This window comes from Winogradskyella marincola (assembly GCF_029624125.1).
Taxonomy (GTDB): domain Bacteria; phylum Bacteroidota; class Bacteroidia; order Flavobacteriales; family Flavobacteriaceae; genus Winogradskyella; species Winogradskyella marincola.
Window position 1 is genome coordinate 459,235 of sequence record NZ_JARSBN010000003.1, and the last position, 22,816, is coordinate 482,050.

The 22,816-nt window shown below is 32.8% G+C and carries 21 protein-coding genes; 12 read left to right on the plus strand and 9 right to left on the minus strand.

What is annotated here, in order from left to right; genetic code table 11:
* Positions 1-2: 2 nt before the first annotated feature.
* The 3 genes from P7122_RS07670 (at position 3) to P7122_RS07680 (ending at position 2,773) form a co-directional block, all read left to right on the plus strand.
* Positions 3-944, plus strand: a complete 942-nt coding sequence (locus P7122_RS07670; RefSeq protein WP_278005194.1) for a DUF1835 domain-containing protein — start codon at positions 3-5, stop codon at positions 942-944.
* Positions 934-1,806 (plus strand): nucleoside phosphorylase, encoded by an 873-nt coding sequence (locus P7122_RS07675; RefSeq protein WP_278005195.1) that lies wholly within the window; start codon positions 934-936, stop codon positions 1,804-1,806. Before P7122_RS07670 ends, P7122_RS07675 begins: the two co-directional genes overlap by 11 nt.
* A gap of 112 nt (positions 1,807-1,918) precedes the next feature.
* On the plus strand, positions 1,919-2,773 hold the full coding sequence (locus P7122_RS07680; protein WP_278005196.1) for a substrate-binding domain-containing protein: 855 nt from the start codon (positions 1,919-1,921) through the stop codon (positions 2,771-2,773).
* Positions 2,774-3,113: 340 nt separating this feature from the next.
* On the opposite strand, the gene P7122_RS07685 is transcribed toward P7122_RS07680, so the two are convergent.
* Complete coding sequence (locus P7122_RS07685; protein WP_278005197.1) at positions 3,114-3,788, minus strand: uracil-DNA glycosylase; 675 nt, start codon at positions 3,786-3,788, stop codon at positions 3,114-3,116.
* A 101-nt stretch (positions 3,789-3,889) separates the two neighbouring features.
* Between P7122_RS07685 and P7122_RS07690 the strand changes: the two genes are divergently transcribed.
* Both P7122_RS07690 and P7122_RS07695 read left to right on the plus strand, forming a co-directional pair.
* The gene (locus P7122_RS07690) at positions 3,890-6,055 is read left to right on the plus strand and encodes an endonuclease MutS2 (protein WP_278005198.1); all 2,166 of its coding nucleotides are present in this window, start codon (positions 3,890-3,892) and stop codon (positions 6,053-6,055) included.
* Between the two features lie 59 nt (positions 6,056-6,114).
* Positions 6,115-6,537: a thiol-disulfide oxidoreductase DCC family protein gene (locus P7122_RS07695; protein ID WP_278005199.1), complete on the plus strand. Its 423-nt coding sequence runs from the start codon at positions 6,115-6,117 to the stop codon at positions 6,535-6,537.
* 509 nt (positions 6,538-7,046) lie between these two features.
* Here the strand turns inward: P7122_RS07695 and P7122_RS07700 are convergent.
* From P7122_RS07700 to aroC, 7 genes are all read right to left on the minus strand, one after another.
* The gene (locus P7122_RS07700) at positions 7,047-8,207 is read right to left on the minus strand and encodes a peptidase MATCAP family protein (RefSeq protein WP_278005200.1); all 1,161 of its coding nucleotides are present in this window, start codon (positions 8,205-8,207) and stop codon (positions 7,047-7,049) included.
* Entirely contained in the window at positions 8,207-9,037 is an 831-nt protein-coding gene (locus P7122_RS07705; RefSeq protein ID WP_278005201.1) for an N-formylglutamate amidohydrolase, read from the minus strand. The genes P7122_RS07700 and P7122_RS07705 overlap by 1 nt, the downstream gene beginning before the upstream one ends.
* Positions 9,037-9,372: a hypothetical protein gene (locus P7122_RS07710; protein ID WP_278005202.1), complete on the minus strand. Its 336-nt coding sequence runs from the start codon at positions 9,370-9,372 to the stop codon at positions 9,037-9,039. Before P7122_RS07710 ends, P7122_RS07705 begins: the two co-directional genes overlap by 1 nt.
* A 57-nt stretch (positions 9,373-9,429) precedes the next feature.
* Positions 9,430-10,278, minus strand: a complete 849-nt coding sequence (locus tag P7122_RS07715) for a sulfurtransferase (protein ID WP_278005203.1) — start codon at positions 10,276-10,278, stop codon at positions 9,430-9,432.
* A complete protein-coding gene (gene gshB / locus P7122_RS07720; protein ID WP_278005204.1) occupies positions 10,235-11,272 on the minus strand; it encodes a glutathione synthase in 1,038 nt (345 codons plus the stop codon). Before gshB ends, P7122_RS07715 begins: the two co-directional genes overlap by 44 nt.
* Before the next feature lie 61 nt (positions 11,273-11,333).
* Positions 11,334-12,641, minus strand: coding sequence for a dicarboxylate/amino acid:cation symporter (locus P7122_RS07725; protein ID WP_278005205.1), 1,308 nt, complete (start codon positions 12,639-12,641; stop codon positions 11,334-11,336).
* A gap of 42 nt (positions 12,642-12,683) precedes the next feature.
* A complete protein-coding gene (aroC, locus tag P7122_RS07730; protein WP_278005206.1) occupies positions 12,684-13,757 on the minus strand; it encodes a chorismate synthase in 1,074 nt (357 codons plus the stop codon).
* Positions 13,758-13,965: 208 nt separating this feature from the next.
* Between aroC and P7122_RS07735 the strand changes: the two genes are divergently transcribed.
* Complete coding sequence (locus tag P7122_RS07735) at positions 13,966-14,817, plus strand: UDP-2,3-diacylglucosamine diphosphatase (RefSeq protein ID WP_278005207.1); 852 nt, start codon at positions 13,966-13,968, stop codon at positions 14,815-14,817.
* On the opposite strand, the gene P7122_RS07740 is transcribed toward P7122_RS07735, so the two are convergent.
* On the minus strand, positions 14,809-17,721 hold the full coding sequence (locus P7122_RS07740; protein WP_278005208.1) for an FAD-binding and (Fe-S)-binding domain-containing protein: 2,913 nt from the start codon (positions 17,719-17,721) through the stop codon (positions 14,809-14,811). The two genes, P7122_RS07735 and P7122_RS07740, sit on opposite strands and share 9 nt — an antisense overlap.
* A 147-nt stretch (positions 17,722-17,868) precedes the next feature.
* Here P7122_RS07740 and P7122_RS07745 point away from each other — a divergent pair, with 147 nt between their 5' ends.
* From P7122_RS07745 to P7122_RS07770, 6 genes are all read left to right on the plus strand, one after another.
* Positions 17,869-18,345 (plus strand): hypothetical protein, encoded by a 477-nt coding sequence (locus tag P7122_RS07745; RefSeq protein ID WP_278005209.1) that lies wholly within the window; start codon positions 17,869-17,871, stop codon positions 18,343-18,345.
* Between the two features lie 140 nt (positions 18,346-18,485).
* Entirely contained in the window at positions 18,486-19,568 is a 1,083-nt protein-coding gene (gene gcvT / locus P7122_RS07750; protein ID WP_278005210.1) for a glycine cleavage system aminomethyltransferase GcvT, read from the plus strand.
* A 32-nt stretch (positions 19,569-19,600) separates the two neighbouring features.
* Entirely contained in the window at positions 19,601-20,431 is an 831-nt protein-coding gene (locus P7122_RS07755) for a sugar nucleotide-binding protein (protein WP_278005211.1), read from the plus strand.
* Positions 20,432-20,484: 53 nt separating this feature from the next.
* The gene (locus P7122_RS07760; protein WP_278005212.1) at positions 20,485-20,772 is read left to right on the plus strand and encodes a 4a-hydroxytetrahydrobiopterin dehydratase; all 288 of its coding nucleotides are present in this window, start codon (positions 20,485-20,487) and stop codon (positions 20,770-20,772) included.
* 54 nt (positions 20,773-20,826) lie between these two features.
* On the plus strand, positions 20,827-21,573 hold the full coding sequence (locus P7122_RS07765; protein ID WP_278005213.1) for a YebC/PmpR family DNA-binding transcriptional regulator: 747 nt from the start codon (positions 20,827-20,829) through the stop codon (positions 21,571-21,573).
* Positions 21,574-21,696: 123 nt separating this feature from the next.
* Complete coding sequence (locus tag P7122_RS07770; RefSeq protein ID WP_278005214.1) at positions 21,697-22,806, plus strand: heparan-alpha-glucosaminide N-acetyltransferase domain-containing protein; 1,110 nt, start codon at positions 21,697-21,699, stop codon at positions 22,804-22,806.
* Positions 22,807-22,816: the final 10 nt, after the last annotated feature.

A 22,816-nucleotide genomic window follows, 5' to 3' on the forward strand; every position in this document is an offset into this window, starting at 1 on the left:
TTATGACCAAACAAATTCTTCATATTACCAATGGTAGTGTGCTTACCGAATATTTAAGAGATCTAGATTTTAATGACGATATTTTAACTTGGCAAGAAATGCTTTGCGAAGGTCCTACCATTCCAAAGATAGACTCTGATGAGTTTTTTGAAATACGAGGTCAGTTCTTAAAAGAATATTATGATATCGAAGTTGATGAACATGAACTTAAAAAAGAGCTATCTAAGCTAGATAACGTAGATAAATATGATGAAATTCATCTTTGGTTTGAATATGATTTGTTTTGCCATATTAATCTTTTAGGAGTCTTAAATTTATTGCACCAAAGAGAAATAAAAAAGCCTCTATACCTTATTTGTAGTGGACGTGTGGAAGGCGAAAAAAGCCTAAAAGGTCTTGGTGAACTTTCTCGTTCTCAATTATTAGACCATTACAATAAACGTGTAAGGTTAACAAATGAAGATAAAGAATTAGCAATTACTCTGTGGCGAACGTATTGTGGTAAAGATCATAATATCCTAAAACCATACATTGTAAAAGAGTCTAGCTTTAAATACATGAGTAATTGTTTAAAAGCTCATTTAAAACGTTTTCCTCATCAAAAAAGTGGACTTAGTGTATTAGAAGACAATATACTTCGTATTGTTAGAGATAATGAAATAAGATCTAAGCATCATTTGCTAGGCTACAGTCTCAACTACCAAGGCTATTATGGTTTTGGAGACTCACAACATAGTCGTTTAATAGAAAAACTTAGTATCTTTTTTGATGAAGATGATACAAGTCTTAAACTCAACAGAAAAGGGCACGAAGCATTATTAAGACAACACAATTTCGCTACAGAAGTTAATAACGATATTACCTACGGAGGTGTTAATCGATTAGAATTTCAGTTTAGCGTAGACCAAAACAAACTTGTAAAGACCATATTACATGTCAATTAAAGATTCAGAACTTATATTAAATCCAGATGGAAGTGTTTATCATTTGAATTTAAAACCAGAAAACATCTCAGACACCATCATTTTTGTTGGTGACCAAGATCGTGTAGAGAAAATCACAAAACATTTTGACAGTATAGAATTCAGTACTCAAAAGCGAGAATTCAAAACGCAAACAGGTTATTATAAAGACCGTAGAATAACTGTTTTGTCTACTGGTATTGGTCCAGATAATATAGATATTGTTCTTAATGAATTAGATGCATTAGTAAACATCGATCTAAAAACACGAAAGCCAAAAACGCAGCTAACCAGCCTTAACATTATAAGAATCGGTACATCTGGCTCATTACAAGCCGATATACCTGTAGATGCGTTTTTAATAAGCTCTCACGGACTAGATATCAATGGTATGCTTCACTTCTACCAAATAAAAGGTATTAGCAATCCTGAAATTGAAGACGCATTTATAGAACATACTAATTGGGATAAAAATAAAGCAAGACCAATAATTATTAATAACAGTAAATACCTTGAAAAATATTTTGAAAGTGATATTATGTTCAAAGGTATGACAGGTACTGCTGGCGGATTTTACGGACCACAAGGAAGGGTTTTAAGACTGCCATTGCATGATGCTAGTTTAAATTCTAAATTAGATAATTTCAATCACAAAGAATTTAGAATCACAAATTTTGAAATGGAAACCTCCGTTATCTATGGGTTATCAAAATTACTTGGCCATGAAGCTTTATCTTTAAATGCTATAATAGCTAACAGAGCTACCGGAGATTTTAGTAAAGATCCTAAAGGCACAGTAGAAAAATTAATTTTATATGCTTTAGAGCGAATAGTAAATATCTAAAACTGTGTTGCAATGAGACACACATATCGCTGTAGCTTTAGCACCAGAACAGTCAAAGTGTCTAATAAGAAAAGTATAATTAAATGAGACACCCATTTTGATGGGTATTAGTATGAAGAAAGTAAATATAGGAGGAGTTCCAGAACATTTTAATTTAGCTTGGTATTTAACCCTTAAAAATGGCGAATACAAAGCAGAAGGTATTAATCTTCGTTGGCACGATTATTATGGTGGCACAGGTGCTATGTGCAAAGCTTTACGTTCTGGAGACATTGATATTGCTGTAATTTTAACCGAAGGTATAATTAAAGATATTATAGATGGCAATCCATCGAGTATAGTACAAACCTTTGTAGAGACTCCTTTAATTTGGGGAATTCATGTTGCTGAGAACTCTAAATTTAAAACCATAGAAGATATCAAAGGCACCAGAGCTGCTATTAGCCGTTATGGATCTGGCTCTCATTTAATGGCTTATATTAACGCTAAAAACAACAACTGGAATCTCGACACTGATCTTAATTTCGAAGTCATAAAAAACCTAAATGGCGCTGTTGAAGGCCTAACAAATGGTGATGCCGACTATTTTATGTGGGAAAAATTTACCACAAAACCTTTGGTAGACGATGGTACTTTTAGACGTGTTGGTGTCTGCCCTTCTCCTTGGCCATGTTTTGTTATTGCTGTAAGAGACGAGTATATAAAAAATAATGAAGACGATCTAAAAACTATACTAGATATCATTAATACAACCACATCAGACTTTAAGTCTATTCCTAGTATAGATAGAACAATTTCTAACCGTTACGATCAAGAAATTGAAGATGTACAAGAGTGGCTGTCTTTAACCGAATGGTCTCAAGATGTCATGGACAAAAAGACTATAAATAATGTGCAAGAACAACTATTTAATTTAGACATCATTCCTAAAAAAGTAGATTATTCAGAGCTGGTATATAAGATTTAGAGCTCATTTCGAAGTATTTAACTAAAGTCATATTTAAAACTAAAAACCTGCCAAAACACTAGAAAACACAGGTAAAAAGGATAGATACTTATAAAGCATTTTAAAGTTAAATCTTACAGATTTAACTCATAACTTTCAGTATTTCAATTTTTTAGTTACATTTGTTTAACCAAGTCTAAGCTATTAATCCAGAAAAAGACTAATATGATTTTAACAATTACTCTGATTCTATCCTTTTTAGTCGCTGTTAACTTTTTATTATTAATATTCAGTTGCAACAAAACTTCTAAGAAAGTTGAAACAAAAAAACAACGTGTTATACGTGTTCAAAAGCCTACTCCTACTCTAGTTTCCAATCAATTATCGACTGGTCAACTTGCTGCAACAGGGAGTTAGTTTTACTAAAATGTTTATTCCCAAACCAATAACCTCTGTTAGCACTCAATGGAGATGGATGTCCTGTTTCTAATATTGAATGAGAAGACATATCAATTAACTTCTTCTTCTTTTTAGCAAAACCTCCCCAAAGTAAGAATACTACATTTTGTTTTTTCTCACTTATAAGTTTTATAACCGCATCTGTAAATTGCTCCCACCCTTTTTTTTGATGGCTTCCAGCTTGGTGAGCTCTAACCGTTAATGTGGCATTTAGCAAAAGAACTCCTTGGTCTGCCCAATGAACTAGATTACCATTTTTTGGATACGGAATACCTAAATCAGTTTCTATTTCTTTAAAAATGTTAATTAATGAAGGAGGATGCGGAATACCATCGTTAACAGAAAAACACAAACCATTAGCCTGGCCAACACCATGATAAGGATCTTGACCAATTATAACCACTTTAACATCATCAAACGAACAATGATTAAAAGCATTAAATATCTCTGAACCATCAGGAAAACACAGATGATTATTGTATTCTGTTTTCACAAAATCTGTTAAACTTTTAAAATAAGGCTTATTAAATTCTGTTTGCAAATAGGGTTTCCAACTTGGATGAATATCAACATTCATAAATATTAATTTTCTCAAAAATAAGAAATAGCACTTTATATAGTGTTAGGCATATCACAACATTTACCCTAAATTTGCAACTCTAAAAAATTAAATACCTCATGATACGTATTCATGAAAAAACCTTGAAAGATCTCGAATTTTTTACGGTTTTAGAACAAATTTCTGAACACACAATAACAGCTTTGGGCAAAGAAGCTGTACTAAATGTACGACCTATTGAGGTAGAGACTCAACTTATTAGAGAACTAGATTATGTAAATGAATACTTATCATCTTTTGAAAATGATAACCGCATTCCTAACCATGGATTTGAGACAATTTCAAAAGAAATAAAACTTCTTAATATAGAAAACACCTATTTAGAAGTTGCCAGTCTGCAAAAGTTGGTTAGCATGTCTTTGACATCAAACAGCATTGTAAAGTTTTTAGAAAAATTTAAAGAATACTATCCAAAATTAAATCAATACAGTAGTCATATAGAAATTAATACAGCTATCATAGAGCAAGTTGATGCTGTAGTAGATCGTTTTGGAGACATAAAGGACGAAGCTTCGCCTCAATTATCGGAGTTAAGACAAGAAATTACGAAGTTAAAAGGAAAAATAAACAGTAGTTTTTCTTCAGCATTAACAAGATACCATGGTCTAGATTATTTAGACGACATAAGAGAATCTGTAGTAGATAACAGACGTGTACTTGCTGTAAAAGCCATGTACAGACGCAAGGTAAAAGGTGCTATAATGGGAGGAAGCAAAACTGGTAGCATTGTTTACATAGAGCCAGAAACTACATTACAACACACCAGAGAACTTAATAATCTAGAATATGAAGAAAAAGAAGAAGTCATTAAAATTCTTAAAGAATTAACCAATTATATAAGGCTTTTTCTTCCTCTTCTTAATGATTATCAAACGTTTTTAACCAAGGTAGATGTTATTTCTGCAAAGGCCAAATACGCCAGAAGCATGGATGCCATTTTACCAAAAATCACCAACGAACGCACGCTCTTTTTAAAAGATGCATACCATCCGCTTCTTTATTTAACTAACAAAGAAAAAGGTGAAAAAACATTTCCGCAGTCTGTAGAGCTAAGTAGCAACAACCGAATTATCGTTATTTCTGGGCCAAATGCTGGTGGAAAAAGTATAACACTAAAAACAGTTGGGCTTTTACAAGCCATGTTACAAAGCGGAGTACTTATACCTGTGCACGAACGAAGTACTGCTTGCCTTTTTGATCGTGTGGTGAGTGATATTGGCGATAATCAATCCATAGAAAATCATTTAAGCACATATAGTTACCGATTAAAGCAAATGAATTACTTCTTAAAAAAAGTCAATAAAAAAACGCTTTTTTTAATAGATGAATTTGGTACTGGTAGTGATCCGGAACTTGGTGGAGCTTTAGCAGAAACATTCTTAGAAGTATTTTACGAACGTGAAGCCTTTGGTATTATAACAACCCACTACTCTAATTTAAAGTTGTTAGCTAACGAGTTGCCAAACATGCAAAATGCTAATATGCTTTTTAACGAAAAGAGTTTAGAACCAATGTACAAATTGGTAACTGGCCAGGCAGGAAGTTCTTTTACGTTTGAAGTTGCTCAGAAGAACGGCATACCATACAGTTTAATCAACAAATCTAAAAAGAAGATTGAACGTGGTAAAGTGAGATTCGATGCTACAATTGCTAAACTACAAAAAGAGCGAAGCAAGCTAGAACGTACCGAACGTTCACTAAAAGAAAACGAAAAGAAAAAACTTTCTGAAGCTGAAAAATTAGAAGAAACTAATGAGAAGATTCAGAAAAAATTAGAAAGCTTTCAAGAGTTGTACGATAGTAACCAACGCTTAATTTATCTTGGTCAAAAGGTAAATGACTTGGCTGAAAAATTTCAGAACAACAAGAAAAAGCGTGAATTAATGGCTGAGCTATTTCGTTTAGTTCAGATTGAAAATTCTAAACGAAAAAAAGTATCAGCAAAACAAAAACGTGCAGAAAAAGCTAAGAAAAAGCAGATAAAACAAGAAGCTGAGAAAAAGGTTGAAGCTATCCGAAAAAAGAAAAAGGAAGCTAAAAAGAAAGAAGTTGTTGTAGAAAAACCTAAACCTATCCTTAAGGTTGGTGATCGTGTACGCATGCATGATGGCAAAGCTGTAGGAAGTATAGATGATATAGAAAAAGGTAAAGCAACAGTAAACTATGGTTTGTTTATAACTAATGTTAGTGTAGATCTGCTAGAATTGGTAGAAGCTAAAAAATAATAGGCTTAAGACTCTATTATTTAAAATTTAAATACTTTTCTAAATCTTATCTTTGTTACATGGCCAATGATGTCCTTAAAAATAAGCAACTAATCCTTTTTGATGGTGTGTGCAATCTCTGCAACAGCAGTGTATTATATGTGATAAAGCGAGATTATGAGAATAAGTTTTTATTTGCACCATTACAAAGCAACATTGCAAAATCAATAACTACTGAGTATAAAATAGACACCAACAAAGTAGACTCTATTCTTCTTTACAATCCTAAAAAGCAAAAAGTGTATTCTAAATCTACTGCTGCTTTACAAGTTGCCAAACAATTAAATTTTCCTACAAAATTAATGGCTATATTTCTTGTTATACCTGCTTTTGTTAGAAATTGGGTGTATGATTATGTTGCAAAAAATCGTTATAAATGGTATGGTAAAAAGGAAGCTTGTATGATACCTACTCCAGAATTGAAAGCTAAATTCTTAATGTAAAAAAGCCTTCTAAAAATCGATTCTAAAAGGCCTTCTTTAAATTAACAACTTACTTAAAACTAATTTAACTCAAACAAAATTCAATTCGGTTTGAGGGAAATTTCGAATTGGTTAATAGCACAATTTTGTTTCTTCAAATGTATAACAATCGATTGTCTAAGATTAAAAAACTCGACATAAACCCATTATTATTGTTAAAGTATGTTAATGCTCATAAAATAGCATAAGCTACATTTTTACTAATTAATAAAGCCACTTCCCTACTCTAAATAGTAGTATTACTCATTCTTGATTTAAAAAATACTGATTATCAAATAGTTTTGAACATGAGCTTTTTTTTAAAGTTAATTAGTTTTTAAGCTTAGTAATTTTTAAATCTCAAAGCAATAAAATTTTCAGTTTAACCCTAACTTCTGTTAGTTAGGAACGAGTTAAATTCTTAAAAGAAACATGTCTAACTTCTTTAGGTGTCTTAAAATAAAGATAGAAAGTATTTGGCTTTGAGGTTTTTATTTCAAACTCTTCAAAATAAAATCTAAGTTAGGATTGGTATTATCATTAACCACATAAGCATCTGTATAATACTTTGGTCGTATTGCTAAACCTAAATCTATCAATTTATTCATTGTAGGTATATATTCCTGACTAACTTTACCTGTTAAAAGAATACCTAAATCATTTCCGGATTTAGCATATTTGTAAATGTTTCTAATGCCTTTAAGGTATAAATGGTCTTTTGTAAAACCACCTCCTCTGTGTACTCTAAGCGTTATTGCATAAGCCTTATCTCGGTTTAGCTTGTGCTGATTGTGTAGCAAATGAAATGTGTCAGAAAAATTATAGCCTTTATTGAGACTATCTACAGCAATTACTCTAAAAGCCAACTCTTTTAAACGCTCAATTGTTAAGCAACCACTCATAAATTCTGAAAACACAGCTAATCCTTCCTGAGTTTCTACATTATTAGGTAAACCATTAGAAAACACCTTTAAAGGTTGTATTAAACCATTAAATGTAGTTACCATGTGTACTCCAATCTCATGGTTAGACAGAACTTTAAGTTGATTTAGACTGTACTTATGGCTTTTTCTCAACACTAAGGTTTGTGTATTGTTGAGCACCATTGCAGCTGCAGAAAGATTGTTTGAAATCTTTATGTTGTACTTAAAGTCATAACGCTTAGAAAACGTGTCAAAATAATCTTTCGCTTCACTTGCGTTATACATCGGAAGCATTTCTTCGTCAAACTCAGAATCATCAAAACGAAGAATAAATTTTGCGTTTTCTATATCTTTCTCTGTTGGTGTGCCATAGCTTTTAAGACTGTTGTAGTAAAATTTACGACCCTGACCAATAGTCTCTATACATTCTATTAACCCAGAATATTCGTAAATAATATCTTCATACAATTGTCTAATATCATCATCTTCTATTCGCTCTAAACGTTGCGAAAAAAATAAGCGATGTAATTTATAGCCATTAAATCGCATTTTAGGATAATTAAACTCTGGCTCATAATTGTACTTTGCTGAAAAAAACTTTTTCTTTTCAGCAGCAATATTCTGAGGATTTATATAGTTGAGTAATTCAATATTCTTTACCAATCGATTAAGATTGGCATCAATATCAAACAAATCTTGAAATTCTTGTGTCGTTTTTATTTGAGACATTAGGCCTTAAACTTTCTGTAAAATTCGTCTGCGTGCTTAGGTATTAAAACTTTTAATTGTTGTTCAACTGCAGCAACAACTTCAGGATAAATAACCTGTTTATACTCATCGCAGTAAACCTTAGCTATTTCGGTTGCCAAAACTAAAGTATTTTCAAAAGTATTGGTAATGAATTTTAAGAAATATCCATTTCCCTGAAAGGTGTCATTAACCTTTGCTGTTTGTTTTATATCATGAGGCAACTCAATACTTGCCAGCATTTGTCTCCAAGATTCTACCTGCTCTCCAAAACGAGTATTATCTATATTAGAGGTTCCTAAATTCCAAGTTGGCACTTCCCTATCCCAACGCTGCCAATTATAGCTATGCATGTCGTAGACTATGCATACACCAAATTTTTCTTCAATCTTAGAAATTAAAGCTTTTACGACTTGGTAAAAATTAGCATGCTTTTGTAGGCTTTTGGTTTTATCTGTTTTAGGTAAAGGGCTTTTCCAAAGTTGTTTTCCCCAAGCTGTATCAAAAACAGCATTACTGGGATCTCTATTAAGATCATATTCAAACCTAGAATCGCAACCAGAAATTAAGATTGGGTGAGAAATAATCATGTTTTTAGTTTCAGGATCTTCCTCGTACCATCTATCATATTCGGTGTGCAGGCAATTATCCCAAAGCTCTTGTCTAAATTGGTGTCCATCATGCACAGCTCCACATACATAAGGCACGTATTTATCTACCTTTAAAGTGAAAGAATAATCATCAGAAACAGCATGAAAGGTCTCTTCTGCCTCAATTTTAGCTATAATTTCATGTATTGAAAGTCGATCCATTACAAAGTTTTAAAGAGTCGTTCTAATGATTTAAGCATATTACGCTCATTGATATTAAATTCGCCATCTGAAAAGAATAGTATTTTTATATCTTCTAGTAAAATCTCAACATCTTCTCTATCGTAATTATGTTGACGCAGACTGGTCATAATTTTCTGAATACCTTGATAATCGTTGTCTTTATCAAACTCATCATGTATGTCTTGAAACGTATTCATATCTACTTTAGAGATAATGACATTGCGTTCATGATTATCTTCTTTAAAATCTGAATGTGCAGCAAAAAGTAAAATATATGCTACAAGTTCGTCTCTGGTCCAGTCAATTGTTTTCATAATATTATCTGCAATAGCAGGCTTCTTTTTTTAGTTATATTATTTAAGTATTAAACATTACGGTTTCAATGTTCCATATTCCGTCCAAGAACCATCATAGACAACAAGATTTTTATAACCACATTGTGTTGCTGCTAAAGCTAAAATACATGCTGTAATTCCTGAGCCACAGCTAAACACTATTCTTGTTGTTTGCTCTACTAAGTTATCAAAGATTTTTAAAAGTTGGACTTTAGATTTTAAAATATTACCATCAAATAGTTCGGTGTAAGGCAGATTTTTTGAATTTGGAATAGTACCTCGTCTTAAGCCTTCTCTTGGTTCATCTACCAAACATTGAAACCTAAGTGAAGAGCGTGCATCTAAAATTTGAGTTTTATCGTCCTTAGAAAACTGATTAACACCTTTAAAATCTGTCATTAATTCTGGTTGAAAACTAGAGGTAAAATTTCCTTTATCAATAGATTCTTCTTTGTATGTTTCTATTGGAAAATTTTGCTTTTTCCATTCTGGCAAACCTCCATCTAAAACAGCAACGTTATTAAAACCAAAAGTTTTGAATAACCACCAGGCTCTGGCAGAAGAATAAATACCCTTATCGTCATAAACAACAATGAAAGAATCGTTATTTATACCTAAAGTTCTTGCCTCAGTTTCAAATTGTAGAGCACTAGGCAAAGTACTTGGAAAGGTCGCTTCTATATCACTAAACTTCTGTTTTATATCAAAAAAACGAGCGTCGGGAATTCTTTCAGAATCCTCATCTATCTGTTTGTTAATTGTAGCATCTAATAGTACTAGACCAGACAATTGAAGATTAGAATGTAACCATTCTACTGAAACCAAAGCGGATTGCATAATACTACGCTTCATCCACAGTTTTACGTAGTCTAGTACGTCTATCAAAAGCTTGAAGTTTATCGAGCACCTTACTCTCTAAGAAGTCTATCACTTTTTCTTCAACCTTCGTTTTATTTTTATAAACTTTATTGATATATGTGATTCCTCCAGGTGACATTACATTAACCTCAACCAATTTACCACCTATAACATCGATGCCTACAAAATAAAGACCGTCTTTAACCAATTTTGGTCCTATTTGTTTACAAAGTGCTTTCTCTGCTTTAGTAAGTGAGTGTTTTTGTACTGAGCCTCCTGCAGTAACATTAGACCTATGATCGTCTGAACCAGGAACACGTTTCATGGCACCTACAGGTTCTCCATTTAGCATTAAGATTCTTACATCGCCTTGGTCTGCACCTTCTATATAATCTTGTAATATCACATAATTAGAAGTACCATCAGAATTAGATATATAAAAATCTAACAATGAATTAATGTTGCTCATTGCTGACTTTTCAATCAAAATAACACCAGAACCACCAAAACCGTTTAGTGGTTTAATGATCATTTTATCTGCTTTAGATTCTTTTATCTGACGTACTAGATACCTCTTATTTTTAGACACATGTGTGTTAGGAATAATATTACTATGTGCATCACCAAATGCTGCTGTGTATAACTTATTGTTTGCTTCTCTCATGCCTTGCAATGAGTTAACAATAAACACATCATCTTTTACAGAGTCTAAAAAATTAAGCATTATTGGGTCTAAAGGTGGATTTGCTCTAAAGAAAATAGCATCAAAACCTGCCAAAGGCAACATCTCCTCTCTTAATTTCACCTTATTATAAAATGACTTTAGCGTAGAAGGGACTTTATCCATTCTACCTATAACATTGCAAAACGCATTTGTTACACTATCTCTAATAGTAAGATTTGCTGGTGTACACATAGCCACACCATGGCCTCTCTTAGCGCATTCTTTTATTAAAGCTAAAGTGGTATCATTTTCAGGATCTATAGTTTCCCAAGGATACATTATGAAGCAGATATTCATCAATTTTGGATTTAGTTGGTTAATGAACTGCCTAATTTAAGAATTTTATTACAATAGAAAATTATTTTACAGCATCAAAGTTGTCATCCCATTCCTTAGGTTTAGGTTCATGAAGTTTATTTTGAGATTTTGCGACAAGCATAGAAACAGAAGCATCTCCAGTAACATTAATGACTGTTCTGCACATATCTAAAGGTCTATCTACCGCAAATATTAATGCTAATCCTGCTTCTGGTATTCCTGCATAACCTAGTACACCAACTAACATAACCATTCCTGCACCAGGAACAGCAGCAGAACCTATAGATGCCAATGTAGCTGTAGCAATTATGCCTAACTGAGTACCAAACGTTAAATCAATACCAAAAGCCTGTGCTATAAATAATGCAGCAACAGCTTGATATAGACTTGTGCCATCCATATTTATAGTAGCTCCTACAGGTAATACAAAACTTGCAACATCTTCGTCTACACCAAGATGTTCTGTAACTCTTTCCATCGTTACCGGAAGTGTAGCTGCGCTACTACTTGTTGAGAATGCTAACAATTGTGCTGGTGAAATTCCATTTAAAAAGAATTTTGGTGATCGTTTTGTAAATAAACGAACAGCTGACACATAAATTATAACCATGATGAGTAGGCCGCCAATAACAGAAAGCGCATACATTGCCAACGCAGCAAACAAGTCTGCACTCGGTGATTCTACAACTAATGCTGCCAATAAAGCAAATACACCATATGGTGCTGCGAGCATTATAAGATCAACCATTTTTAAAATAACATCATTAACTCCATCAAAAAAGTCCTTAACCGGTTTTCCTTTTTCTTCTGGAATAAGAATCAATGAAATACCAAAAAATACCGCAAAGAAAATAACTTGAAGCATATTGCTATTGCTTCTGGCTGCTTCAAAAATATTATCAGGAACTAAATCTACAAGTGGCTGAAGCGGCCCTTTGTTTTGTTGCTCCATATTTGCTTCTTTTTTTGCAGCTGCATCTGCTGCATAAGCCTCTACAAGTTCGTTTCTGGTTTCTTCTGTTATAGTCTCACCAGGTTTTACCAGGTTAACAACAATCAGTCCTATGGATACAGCAATAACAGTGGTTAACACATAGGTTATTATTGTTCTGCTTCCCATTTTAGAGAGGCTAGAAATGTCTTTTAGATCGGTAATTCCTTTAATTAAAGCAGCCAAAATTAAAGGTATAGCTATCAATTTAAGAGAATTAATAAAAATAGTTCCAAACGGTTTTATCCAATCTTTTACAAATTGTGCTCCCCATTCAAAATTTATCATTAAAAGTGCAAAAAGCACTCCTAAAACCATTCCTATAATAATCTTCCAGTGTAATGCTAGTTTCTTCATATTTTTTTGCCGCTAAAACGGTAATATCTTTTATTTAATCTTTTACTTCCAGTCGTTAGACTCCTGCCTACGCAGAAGTGTGTAATCTGCTAAAACCAAAGCAGCCATAGCCTCTACTATGGGCACAGCTCTTGGCACAACACAAGGATCGTGTCTGCCTTTACCTTGCATTTCTACAGTCTCTCCTTTGCTATTTATAGTCTCTTGTTTTTGCAATGTTGTTGCAACAGGCTTAAAGGCTACTCTAAAGTATATATCCATTCCGTTACTTATTCCGCCTTGTATACCTCCAGAAAGATTAGATTGTGTAGTTCCATCCTCATTAAACTTATCATTATGTTCACTACCAATCATTTTTGCTCCGCAGAAACCACTTCCATATTCAAAACCTTTTACTGCATTTATAGATAACATAGCTTTTCCTAATTCGGCATGCAACTTATCAAAAACAGGCTCACCTAAGCCAACTGGCACATTTTGCAACACACATGTTATGGTTCCACCAATTGTATCTCCTTCTTTTTTTACTTCTTGAACCCTAGCTATCATGCGTTCTGCAGAAGCTTCGTCTGGACAGCGGATAATGTTAGATTCAATTTTACTAAAATCTAAATCCTGATAAGGTTTATCTATAAAAATATCTCCTACAGATGATGTAAAAGCATTAATCTTTATTGAAGATAGCATTTGCTTAGCTATAGCACCAGCCACTACTCTACTTGCTGTTTCACGTGCAGAACTTCTTCCTCCACCTCTGTAATCTCGTACACCATACTTCTTGTCATAGGTGTAGTCTGCATGACTAGGTCTATACACATCTTTGATATGCGAATAATCCTTAGACTTTTGATTAGTATTTTTTATAACAAACCCTATTGGAGTTCCTGTTGTAACACCTTCAAAAACACCAGATAGAAATTCTACTGTATCTGGTTCTTTACGTTGTGTTACTATCTTAGACTGACCTGGCTTACGTCTATCTAATTCGTTTTGAATTGCATCAAAATCTAATTTTAAACCCGAAGGACATCCATCAATAATTCCACCTATAGCTTCACCATGAGATTCGCCAAACGTTGTGAGTTTAAAAAGTTTTCCGAAGGAATTTCCTGCCATTAATTCTTATTTTACGCTAATGTAAATGTATTATTACAGAAACAAAAATCATCATCTATTTTTTGAGTTCCTTTGCTGCTCTTAACACCAAGGTTTTAACACTACTTTTCTCATAACAATTTCATAACAGTTTACTCATAGTTAGTTAATTATCTCATTACAATCAGTTAATAACTATATCTGTAATTTGTACTATTGATTATTAGCCTTGAATTTAAAAAGAAAAGTAGAAATAGCGGTTATATCTGATGTTCATTTAGGAACTTTTGGTTGTCAAGCAAAACAACTTTTAACCTATTTGAACAGTATTGAACCTAAGAAAATAATTCTTAATGGAGATATTATTGATATATGGCAATTCAAAAAACGTTACTTTCCTAAGTCTCACTTAAGTGTTATTAAGAAAATAATGGATTTTGCCGCTAATGGTACTGAAGTTATTTACATCACTGGTAACCATGATGAAATGCTTAGAAAATTTACGGATACTGAGATTGGTAACATTTCTATAGTCAACAAACTTGTTTTAGATTTAGATGGAAAAAAAGCTTGGTTTTTTCATGGTGATGTTTTTGATATTTCTATTCAAAATGCAAAATGGCTAGCCAAACTTGGTGGTTGGGGTTACGACCTCTTGATATTATTAAATAGCGTGGTGAATTGGGGATTAGAGAAGCTTGGGAAAGAGCGATATTCCCTTTCTAAACGCATTAAAAACAGCGTTAAAGGTGCTATAAAATATATAAATGACTTTGAAAAAGTCGCTACTGATCTTGCCATAGAAAAGGGATATGACTATGTGGTTTGCGGCCATATCCATCAGCCTAAAATGTTGATAAAAGAGAACAAACACGGTAAAACAACGTACCTAAATTCTGGTGATTGGGTAGAAAACTTTACAGCTTTAGAATATCAATTTAAACGCTGGAAAGTCTACAACTACAATAACGACAAGCTCTCTCCTTTCTTTGCTGACGAGGAACTAAAGGACATGGATGTAAAAGATCTTATTGCTGCCATTACCATAGTTGAACAGCCTAAAAAGAAAAAATCAAAGTAAAGCTTCTCTAAGAATTGAAACAGGATGCTTTGCAACACGTCCTGTACCATCCTTTATTTGATGCCTGCAACTTGTACCATTTGCTGCAATTATAGTATCATTAGACGCCTTTCTTACGGCAGGAAACAAAGTTTGCTCTCCTATTTGCATACTTACCTCATAATTGTCTTTTTCATAACCAAAACTACCTGCCATTCCACAGCAACCACTAGGTATTATGGTGACTTTGTAATTTTCTGGTAAATTAAGAATATCAAAGCTAGATTTTTGATTAGCTAACGCCTTTTGATAACAATGGCCATGAAATTTAACTGTTTTACTTTCCTTAGTAAATCGACTAGATGTAATGAAACCAGATTCTATTTCCTTTTGAATAAATTCTTCAATAAGAAATGTTTTACTTGCAACAAACTGAGCTGTTTCTTTATCATCAGCTAATTTTAAATACTCATCTTTAAACGTTAAGATGGCAGAAGGTTCAATACCTATCAAACAAAAATCGTCATTAATACAATTTTTAAAGAACGATATATTCTTATCAGCTATAGCCTTAGCCTCTTCTAAAAACCCTTTAGACAAAAAACTTCTTCCACTTTCTAAATGACTTATATCTATAACATTATACCCTAAACCAAAAAGTAATACTTTAAGATCTAAAACTATATCAAATTCTAAAGAATTACTAAACTCATCTACAAACAAGTAAACTTCTTTTATTGGGTTTCGTACAAGAAATGATTTCTTTTTAGCCCATTTAGAAAATGATTTAGAAAACAAAGGCAAACTTCTTTTAGGATGAAGATCTAAAGAAGCATTCATAAAACCTCTTACAAATTTGGTTTTAAATAAAGTATTAGCCAAATCTGGAAAGCGAGATGCCATTTTGTTATACTTAGTTGCATTGGCATAAAACTTATCTTTAAAAGATACTCCGTTTTCTTTTTGATATTGATATAAAAATTCAGCTTTTAAACTAGCCACATCCACACTGCTTGGACATTCACTCGCACATGCTTTACAACTTAAACACAAGCTAAAAACGTCTTTTAATTCTTGATGGTTGAATTTATTCTGCTTTTCAGAAGTCGTTAAATACTCTCGTAATGCATTAGCTCTCGCTCTTGTGGTATCTTTTTCGTTTCGTGTAGCTCTATAACTCGGACACATTACACCTCCAAACTCAGGTAATTTTCTGCAATCACCAGAGCCATTGCATTTTTCAGCCTCTCGGAGAATACCTTGCGAATTCGAAAAATCTAAAAATGTCTCTATTTGCGGTTCGTCTCTATCAGTTTCGTACCGTAGATTTTTATCCATCGGAAAAGCATCTACAATCTTTCCTGGATTAAAAATATTATCAACATCAAAAGCTGATTTTATTCGTTTTAATAATTGATAATTTTCTTCACCAATCATTAAAGGAATAAATTCTCCTCGCACAATACCATCACCATGTTCGCCAGACATTGAGCCTTGATATTTCTTAACTAATTTTGCTACATCTGTGGTTATACTTCTAAACAGTTTTACATCACTAGATTGCTTTAGATTTAAGATTGGTCTTAAATGCAACTCACCAGCACCAGCATGCGCATAATAAATAGCTTTTTGTTTATAACCATTCATTATTTGTGTAAACTCACTAATATAATTTGCTAAATCTGGAAGCGCAACAGCGGTATCTTCAATACATGCAGCTGACTTTTTATCACCAACCATGTTACCCAACAAACCTAAACCTGCTTTTCTAAGCTCGTTGGCTTTATCAATAGCGTTATCCATCAGAATAACATTAGCATAACTTAAGCCTGTTAATTCTATAGTTTTTATTAGTGCTTCTACTTCTTTTTTGGCTTCATTAATAGTATTTGCTCTAATTTCACACATTAATATAGCTTCAGGATCACCTTTAATAAACTGCCTGTTTGTTTGCTGAACTTTATTATGCTTTGTTAAATCCAATATGGTTTTATCAAGCATTTCACAAGTATACAAGTTGTGATTCATAGTAGCTGCAACAGCATCAAGACAACTGTTTATAGTACTAAAATGTGCAGCTACCATTATACTTTCGGTTGGTGGTAGCTCGTCAAGTTGTAAAGTAATTTGAGTTGTAAATGCTAAAGTCCCTTCGCTACCCGAAAGTAGTTTACACATATTAAAAGGTTGCTCCCCTTCAAAAAGTTCGGCATTTATAAGTTCGTCAATAGCATAACCAGTATTTCTACGATGTATTTGTGGCTTTGGAAAGTTATCTTTTATTCGATTTTGAACATCTTCAGGTTTCAATTCTTTATAAACTGCTCTGTAGATATCTCCTTCTAGAGTATTGAGATTGAGTTTATTTTTAAATTCAGACTTAGATACATCAGAAAATTCGACCTCACTTCCATCACTTAAAAGCGTTTTTAAACTCAACACTTTATCGCGTGTTACACCATACTGAATCGATGTTGTACCAGATGAATTGTTACCTACCATACCACCAATCATACAGCGATTAGATGTGGATGTGTTTGGTCCAAAAAACAAACCATAAGGTTCCAGATAATTATTTAGCTGATCTCTTACAACTCCAGGTTGAACTGTAACAGTTTTTTCAATCTTATTGATGCTTATTATTTTGGTAAAGTACTTAGAGACATCTACTACAATACCTTTACCTACAACTTGTCCCGCAAGAGAAGTTCCGGCAGTTCTTGGTATGAGTCCTATTTTATGTGCTTTTGCAAATGCAATAAGCTTTTTTATATCTGCTGTTGTTTTTGGTAAAGCTACTGCTGTTGGTAGCATCCTGTATACAGAGGCATCGGTTGCATAAAGCGTTAACAGTAAATCATCGAAGTATAACTCTCCTTCTAATTCTGATTTTAGCTTTGTAAGATTTTGCTTTAATTTATTCACTCTTTAACCTAAATAAAGTGTTAATTAAAATTATAATGTTGTCTTAAAACCCATGGTTAACACTCAATTTTAACATAATTTAGTCGTTATAATTACTAAAACAACAACTTATTGTTGGAAATATAAAAACTAAAACTTAGAAACTTTATGAAAAAATTGATTTTATTATTTACTGTTTTTGCAACCTTTACTTTTGCTGCTAGCGCACAAGAAATAGCAGACAATGCTATAGGTTTAAGGCTTGGAGATAGTGATGGGTTTGGTGCAGAAGTATCTTACCAACGTGCACTAGGAGATAATAATCGTCTGGAGGCTGATCTGGGCTGGAGAAGTGGAAATAACTATGATGGTTTTAAACTTACTGGATTATACCAGTGGGTATGGCAATTAGATGGTAACTTTAACTGGTACGCAGGTGCTGGTGGTGGACTTGGGTCTTACAGCTTTGACAACAATGATTTTGATGATGAAACATTTGTATTCTTAGCTGGTGATATAGGTATAGAATATAATTTTGATATACCTCTATTATTATCATTAGACTTTAGACCAGAACTTGGTTTTGGAGACTTTAGAGACGACTTAGATTTTGATATTGCATTAGGTATCAGATATCAATTCTAAAAATTGAAAAATTTATATAAAAGCCACCATAATTTAGGTGGCTTTTTTTATGATAATAAGCCATAAAATTTCTTTAATTTAGCGCAACTTTAAAAAAACCAACTACAATCCTATAATTAGGTAATAAAATATATTATTAAATGAAAAATACTGCTTTAACAGAAACTCACGTAGCCTTAGGTGCAAAAATGGTTCCTTTTGCTGGATATAACATGCCTGTACAATACGAAGGTGTAAATGTAGAACACGAAACTGTACGAAAATCTGTTGGTGTTTTTGATGTATCGCATATGGGAGAGTTTTTAATTGAAGGTCCTCATGCACTAGAGCTTATTCAAAAAGTGTCTAGTAATGACGCTTCAAAATTAGAAATTGGAAAAGCACAATACAGCTGTTTGCCAAATGATGATGGTGGTATTGTAGATGACCTTATCATATATAAAATAAAGGACGAGACTTACCTACTTGTTGTTAATGCCAGTAATATTGAAAAAGACTGGAATTGGATCGCTTCAAAAAATGACGTAGGTGCCGAAATGAAAGATTTAAGTGAAAATTATTCACTTTTAGCAATACAAGGCCCAAAAGCTGTAGAAGCTATGCAATCTCTAACTAGCCATGATTTATCTGCTATAAAATTCTACAACTTTGTTGTTGGCGATTTTGCAGGTATAGAGCATGTAATTATCTCTGCTACAGGTTACACTGGTAGTGGTGGATTTGAGATTTACTGCAAAAACTCTGAAGTAAAGCAAATTTGGGACAAAGTTTTTGAAGCTGGTGCCGATTTTGGCATTAAACCAATTGGTCTTGCTGCCAGAGATACATTGCGTCTAGAAATGGGTTATTGCTTATACGGAAATGATATTGACGACACTACATCTCCTATAGAAGCTGGATTAAGCTGGATCTGCAAATTCAATAAAGAGTTTACAAATAGTGAAGCCATACAAGCTGAAAAAGAACGAACTCCAGAGCGCAAATTAGTTGCTTTTAAATTAGACGAAAGAGGTATTCCTCGTCAAGGTTACGATATTGTAGATAACAATGGTAATGTTATTGGTAATGTAACATCTGGTACTATGAGTCCTAGCTTAGGTATTGGTATAGGATTAGGTTATGTTCCAAAAGTATTCTCTAAGGTAGATAGCAAAATAAACATACAGGTACGTAAAAAAGCGATTCCTGCTACTGTTGTAAAATTACCATTTTACAAAGGGTAAAACGTTTTTAGGAATTTAGGTTGAAGGAATTAATGAAGAAGACGTTAAGCAAACACAGAATCCTTATTCTTGGTGCTAGTGGATACATTGGTAATGCACTTTATAAAGAGCTAGGCCCTTACTTTAAAACATTTGGTACCTACAGAACTCCCAAAAAAATATTTGAGAGTAATAAGCAATTCTTTCATTATAATGTAGAGGAAGATGATGTTTACGAAATTTTAGAAGCCACTAAACCTACAATTGTTATATCAGCAATAAGAGGAGATTTTAACGCACAGACTATTGCGCATCAGCACATTGCAGAATTTGCTTTAGAATATGGCACAAAAGTCATCTTTTTATCCTCTGCTAATGTATTTGATGCTTATAGCAAATACCCAAGTTACGAATTAGACAAAACGCTAAGTCATAGCATCTACGGTCATTTTAAAATAAAAATAGAAAACATGCTATTGCGCTTGCCCAAAAAGCAAGTTGCTGTTTTAAGATTGCCAATGGTATTTGGGCAGCAATGTCCAAGAATACAAGAAATGAAACTATTTATTTCTGAAAACGAATCTGTTGAAATTTTTCCAAACCTTATAATGAATGTTACCTTAGATAAAAAAGTAACACAGCAAATTCACTATATCATCAACAGAGAAAAATTTGGTATTTTTCATTTAGGTAGTACAGATTTAGTACATCACGATGAATTTGTAAAACAAATAATAGAAACTATTAGTCCTAAAAAAGTATTACTAAAACAAGTTTATACTACAAACGATGATCGTTACTTAGCCGTACTTCCAAAATTTAATAAATTACCTAAACATCTCGAGATTACAAGTGATAAGGTTTTAGAAGAACTTACAAAATAAGCTTGACAACCACATGGTATTTTATTAAATTCGATTAATAAATAATTCAACCAATGAAATTAGACGAATCTACAATTGAAAAAAAATTACTTCATTTTCCAGAATGGGAATATTACGACAATGCAATACATGTAGAATTAGAGTTTGATAACTTTAAGGATTGCTTTAGCGCTATGAGCAGAATTGCTTTTGAGTGCGAAGCATTAAACCATCATCCTAACTGGAGTAATGTATATAACGTCTTAAAGATATCATTATCTACACATGATGCAGATGGAGTAACACAAAAAGATTTTGATTTAGCAGAAGCAATAGAAGCTATTGTAGAAGCCGAAGATTAGACTTTAAATAATTAACATATTTAATTACTTTTACGCGAATAAATTTTAAACACTATGGGAAGAGCTTTTGAGTTTAGAAAAGCAAGAAAAATGAAACGATGGTCTGCCATGAGTAAGGCCTTTACTCGTATTGGTAAAGACATTGTAATGGCTGTAAAAGAAGGAGGACCAGATCCAGATAGTAACTCTCGTTTAAGAGCTGTAATACAGAATGCCAAATCTGTAAACATGCCTAAAGACAATATAGAGCGTGCTATAAAAAGAGCTTCTGATAAAAACCAAGGAGATTATAAAGAAGTACTGTTTGAAGGTTATGCTCAACACGGTATTGCTGTACTTATAGAAACCGCTACAGACAACAACACACGTACAGTTGCCAATGTACGTAGCTACTTTAACAAATGTGATGGTAGCCTAGGAACATCTGGCTCTGTTGTTTTTATGTTTGATCATACTTGCAACTTTAAAATTAAAGGTGAAGAACTAGATCTAGAAGAACTAGAATTAGAGCTTATAGATTTTGGTGTAGAAGAAATCTTTGAAGATACAGATGAAGATGAAGACGGAAACGAAGTAACAAGCATAATGATATACGCTCCTTTTGAAAGTTTTGGTAATATACAATCGTACTTAGAAGAAAACAATATCGAAATAATTTCATCTGGATTTGAACGTATTCCTCAAGTCACAAAAAAGCTTTCAGCAGAACAAGCAGAAGATGTTGAGAAACTTCTTGAAAAACTAGAAGAAGATGACGATGTGCAAAACGTATATCACACAATGGAAGAATCAGCTGAGTAAATAATATATATACTTACGCCAATAATCTAAGAGGGCTTCTGCCCTCTTTTTTTATGTTTTTATCTCATTTTGAAAAACGATTAAATCACTAAATCCTATCTTTGTTATTCAATCAACCAACAATTGAACAAAAAACGTCTTTATTTTATTGATGTCGTAAGAGCCTTTGCCATCTTAATGATGCTACAAGGTCACTTTATAGATACACTTCTAGATGTATCTTATAGAGATGATAGTAATCTGGCTTTTTCAATTTGGAAATACTTTAGAGGTATAACTGCTCCTACATTCTTTACCATTTCAGGATTAATATTTTCTTACTTACTAATTAAGGCAAAGCGAAGTGGAGATGTTGTCTATAGAATGAAAAAAGGGTTTTACAGAGGTTTGCTTCTTATAGGTATAGGTTATCTTCTGCGAGCACCAATATTTCAATGGTTGTATGGCGATTTTAATTCTCCATATTTTTTACTTGTTGACGTTCTGCAATGTATTGGTCTATCTTTAATATTGGTAGTTGGTATCTATAAATTAACCTTCAAAAAAACACTACTATTTTCAATAACAATGTGCCTTTTAGGATTTTTAATTTTCCTTACAGAACCTCTTTACAGATATTTAGATTTACCTGATGTTCCAAAGGTTTTTGCCAATTGGCTTACAAAAGATTACGGCTCTGTTTTTAATATTATTCCGTGGTTTGGGTATGTTGCCTTTGGTGCATTTATAGCCACCATATTCTATAAATATTTAGAACGACCAAAGTTTAAATTAAGCATAATACTAGGCTTTGTTATTTGTGGCTTCTTTTTAATATTAAAATCTGGTTGGTTTTTAATGCAACTCTATTATATAACAGACATAGAACTACTTAAAGATGTTGCTTATTATAACTATCTCTTTACCAGATTAGGAAATGTATTTGTATTGTTTGCTATATTCTATGCTCTAGAAGACTATATAAAACAGCCTTTATTACTTAAGATTGGGCAAAAGACCTTATCGATTTATGTAATACACTTTATCATTATATATGGAAGTTTTACAGGTGTTGGACTACACCAACTCATAGGCAAAACATTATTGCCATGGCAGGCTATTATTGGTGCTGCTATATTTTTGTCAACAGTGTGTTTTATTTCTTTTTACTATGTGAAAACCAATGCTTTTGTATACCAACACTTAAGACGATTAAGCGATAAAATACGTCATTACAAAGGCAACTTAAAATAAAAAAAGGCTC

What these genes read in the sequence shown, in the direction of transcription:
- P7122_RS07685 (WP_278005197.1), bottom strand. Translation starts at nt 3,788, where the DNA reads ATGAATGTTGATATTCATCCAAGTTGGAAACCCTATTTGCAAACAGAA.
- P7122_RS07745 (WP_278005209.1), top strand. Translation starts at nt 17,869, where the DNA reads ATGAAAAAATTGATTTTATTATTTACTGTTTTTGCAACCTTTACTTTT.
- P7122_RS07760 (WP_278005212.1), top strand. Translation starts at nt 20,485, where the DNA reads ATGAAATTAGACGAATCTACAATTGAAAAAAAATTACTTCATTTTCCA.
- P7122_RS07765 (WP_278005213.1), top strand. Translation starts at nt 20,827, where the DNA reads ATGGGAAGAGCTTTTGAGTTTAGAAAAGCAAGAAAAATGAAACGATGG.
- P7122_RS07680 (WP_278005196.1), top strand. Translation starts at nt 1,919, where the DNA reads ATGAAGAAAGTAAATATAGGAGGAGTTCCAGAACATTTTAATTTAGCT.
- P7122_RS07710 (WP_278005202.1), bottom strand. Translation starts at nt 9,372, where the DNA reads ATGAAAACAATTGACTGGACCAGAGACGAACTTGTAGCATATATTTTA.
- P7122_RS07705 (WP_278005201.1), bottom strand. Translation starts at nt 9,037, where the DNA reads ATGGATCGACTTTCAATACATGAAATTATAGCTAAAATTGAGGCAGAA.
- gshB (WP_278005204.1), bottom strand. Translation starts at nt 11,272, where the DNA reads ATGAATATCTGCTTCATAATGTATCCTTGGGAAACTATAGATCCTGAA.
- P7122_RS07755 (WP_278005211.1), top strand. Translation starts at nt 19,601, where the DNA reads ATGAAGAAGACGTTAAGCAAACACAGAATCCTTATTCTTGGTGCTAGT.
- P7122_RS07670 (WP_278005194.1), top strand. Translation starts at nt 3, where the DNA reads ATGACCAAACAAATTCTTCATATTACCAATGGTAGTGTGCTTACCGAA.
- P7122_RS07690 (WP_278005198.1), top strand. Translation starts at nt 3,890, where the DNA reads ATGATACGTATTCATGAAAAAACCTTGAAAGATCTCGAATTTTTTACG.
- P7122_RS07695 (WP_278005199.1), top strand. Translation starts at nt 6,115, where the DNA reads ATGGCCAATGATGTCCTTAAAAATAAGCAACTAATCCTTTTTGATGGT.
- P7122_RS07675 (WP_278005195.1), top strand. Translation starts at nt 934, where the DNA reads ATGTCAATTAAAGATTCAGAACTTATATTAAATCCAGATGGAAGTGTT.
- gcvT (WP_278005210.1), top strand. Translation starts at nt 18,486, where the DNA reads ATGAAAAATACTGCTTTAACAGAAACTCACGTAGCCTTAGGTGCAAAA.
- aroC (WP_278005206.1), bottom strand. Translation starts at nt 13,757, where the DNA reads ATGGCAGGAAATTCCTTCGGAAAACTTTTTAAACTCACAACGTTTGGC.
- P7122_RS07700 (WP_278005200.1), bottom strand. Translation starts at nt 8,207, where the DNA reads ATGTCTCAAATAAAAACGACACAAGAATTTCAAGATTTGTTTGATATT.
- P7122_RS07725 (WP_278005205.1), bottom strand. Translation starts at nt 12,641, where the DNA reads ATGAAGAAACTAGCATTACACTGGAAGATTATTATAGGAATGGTTTTA.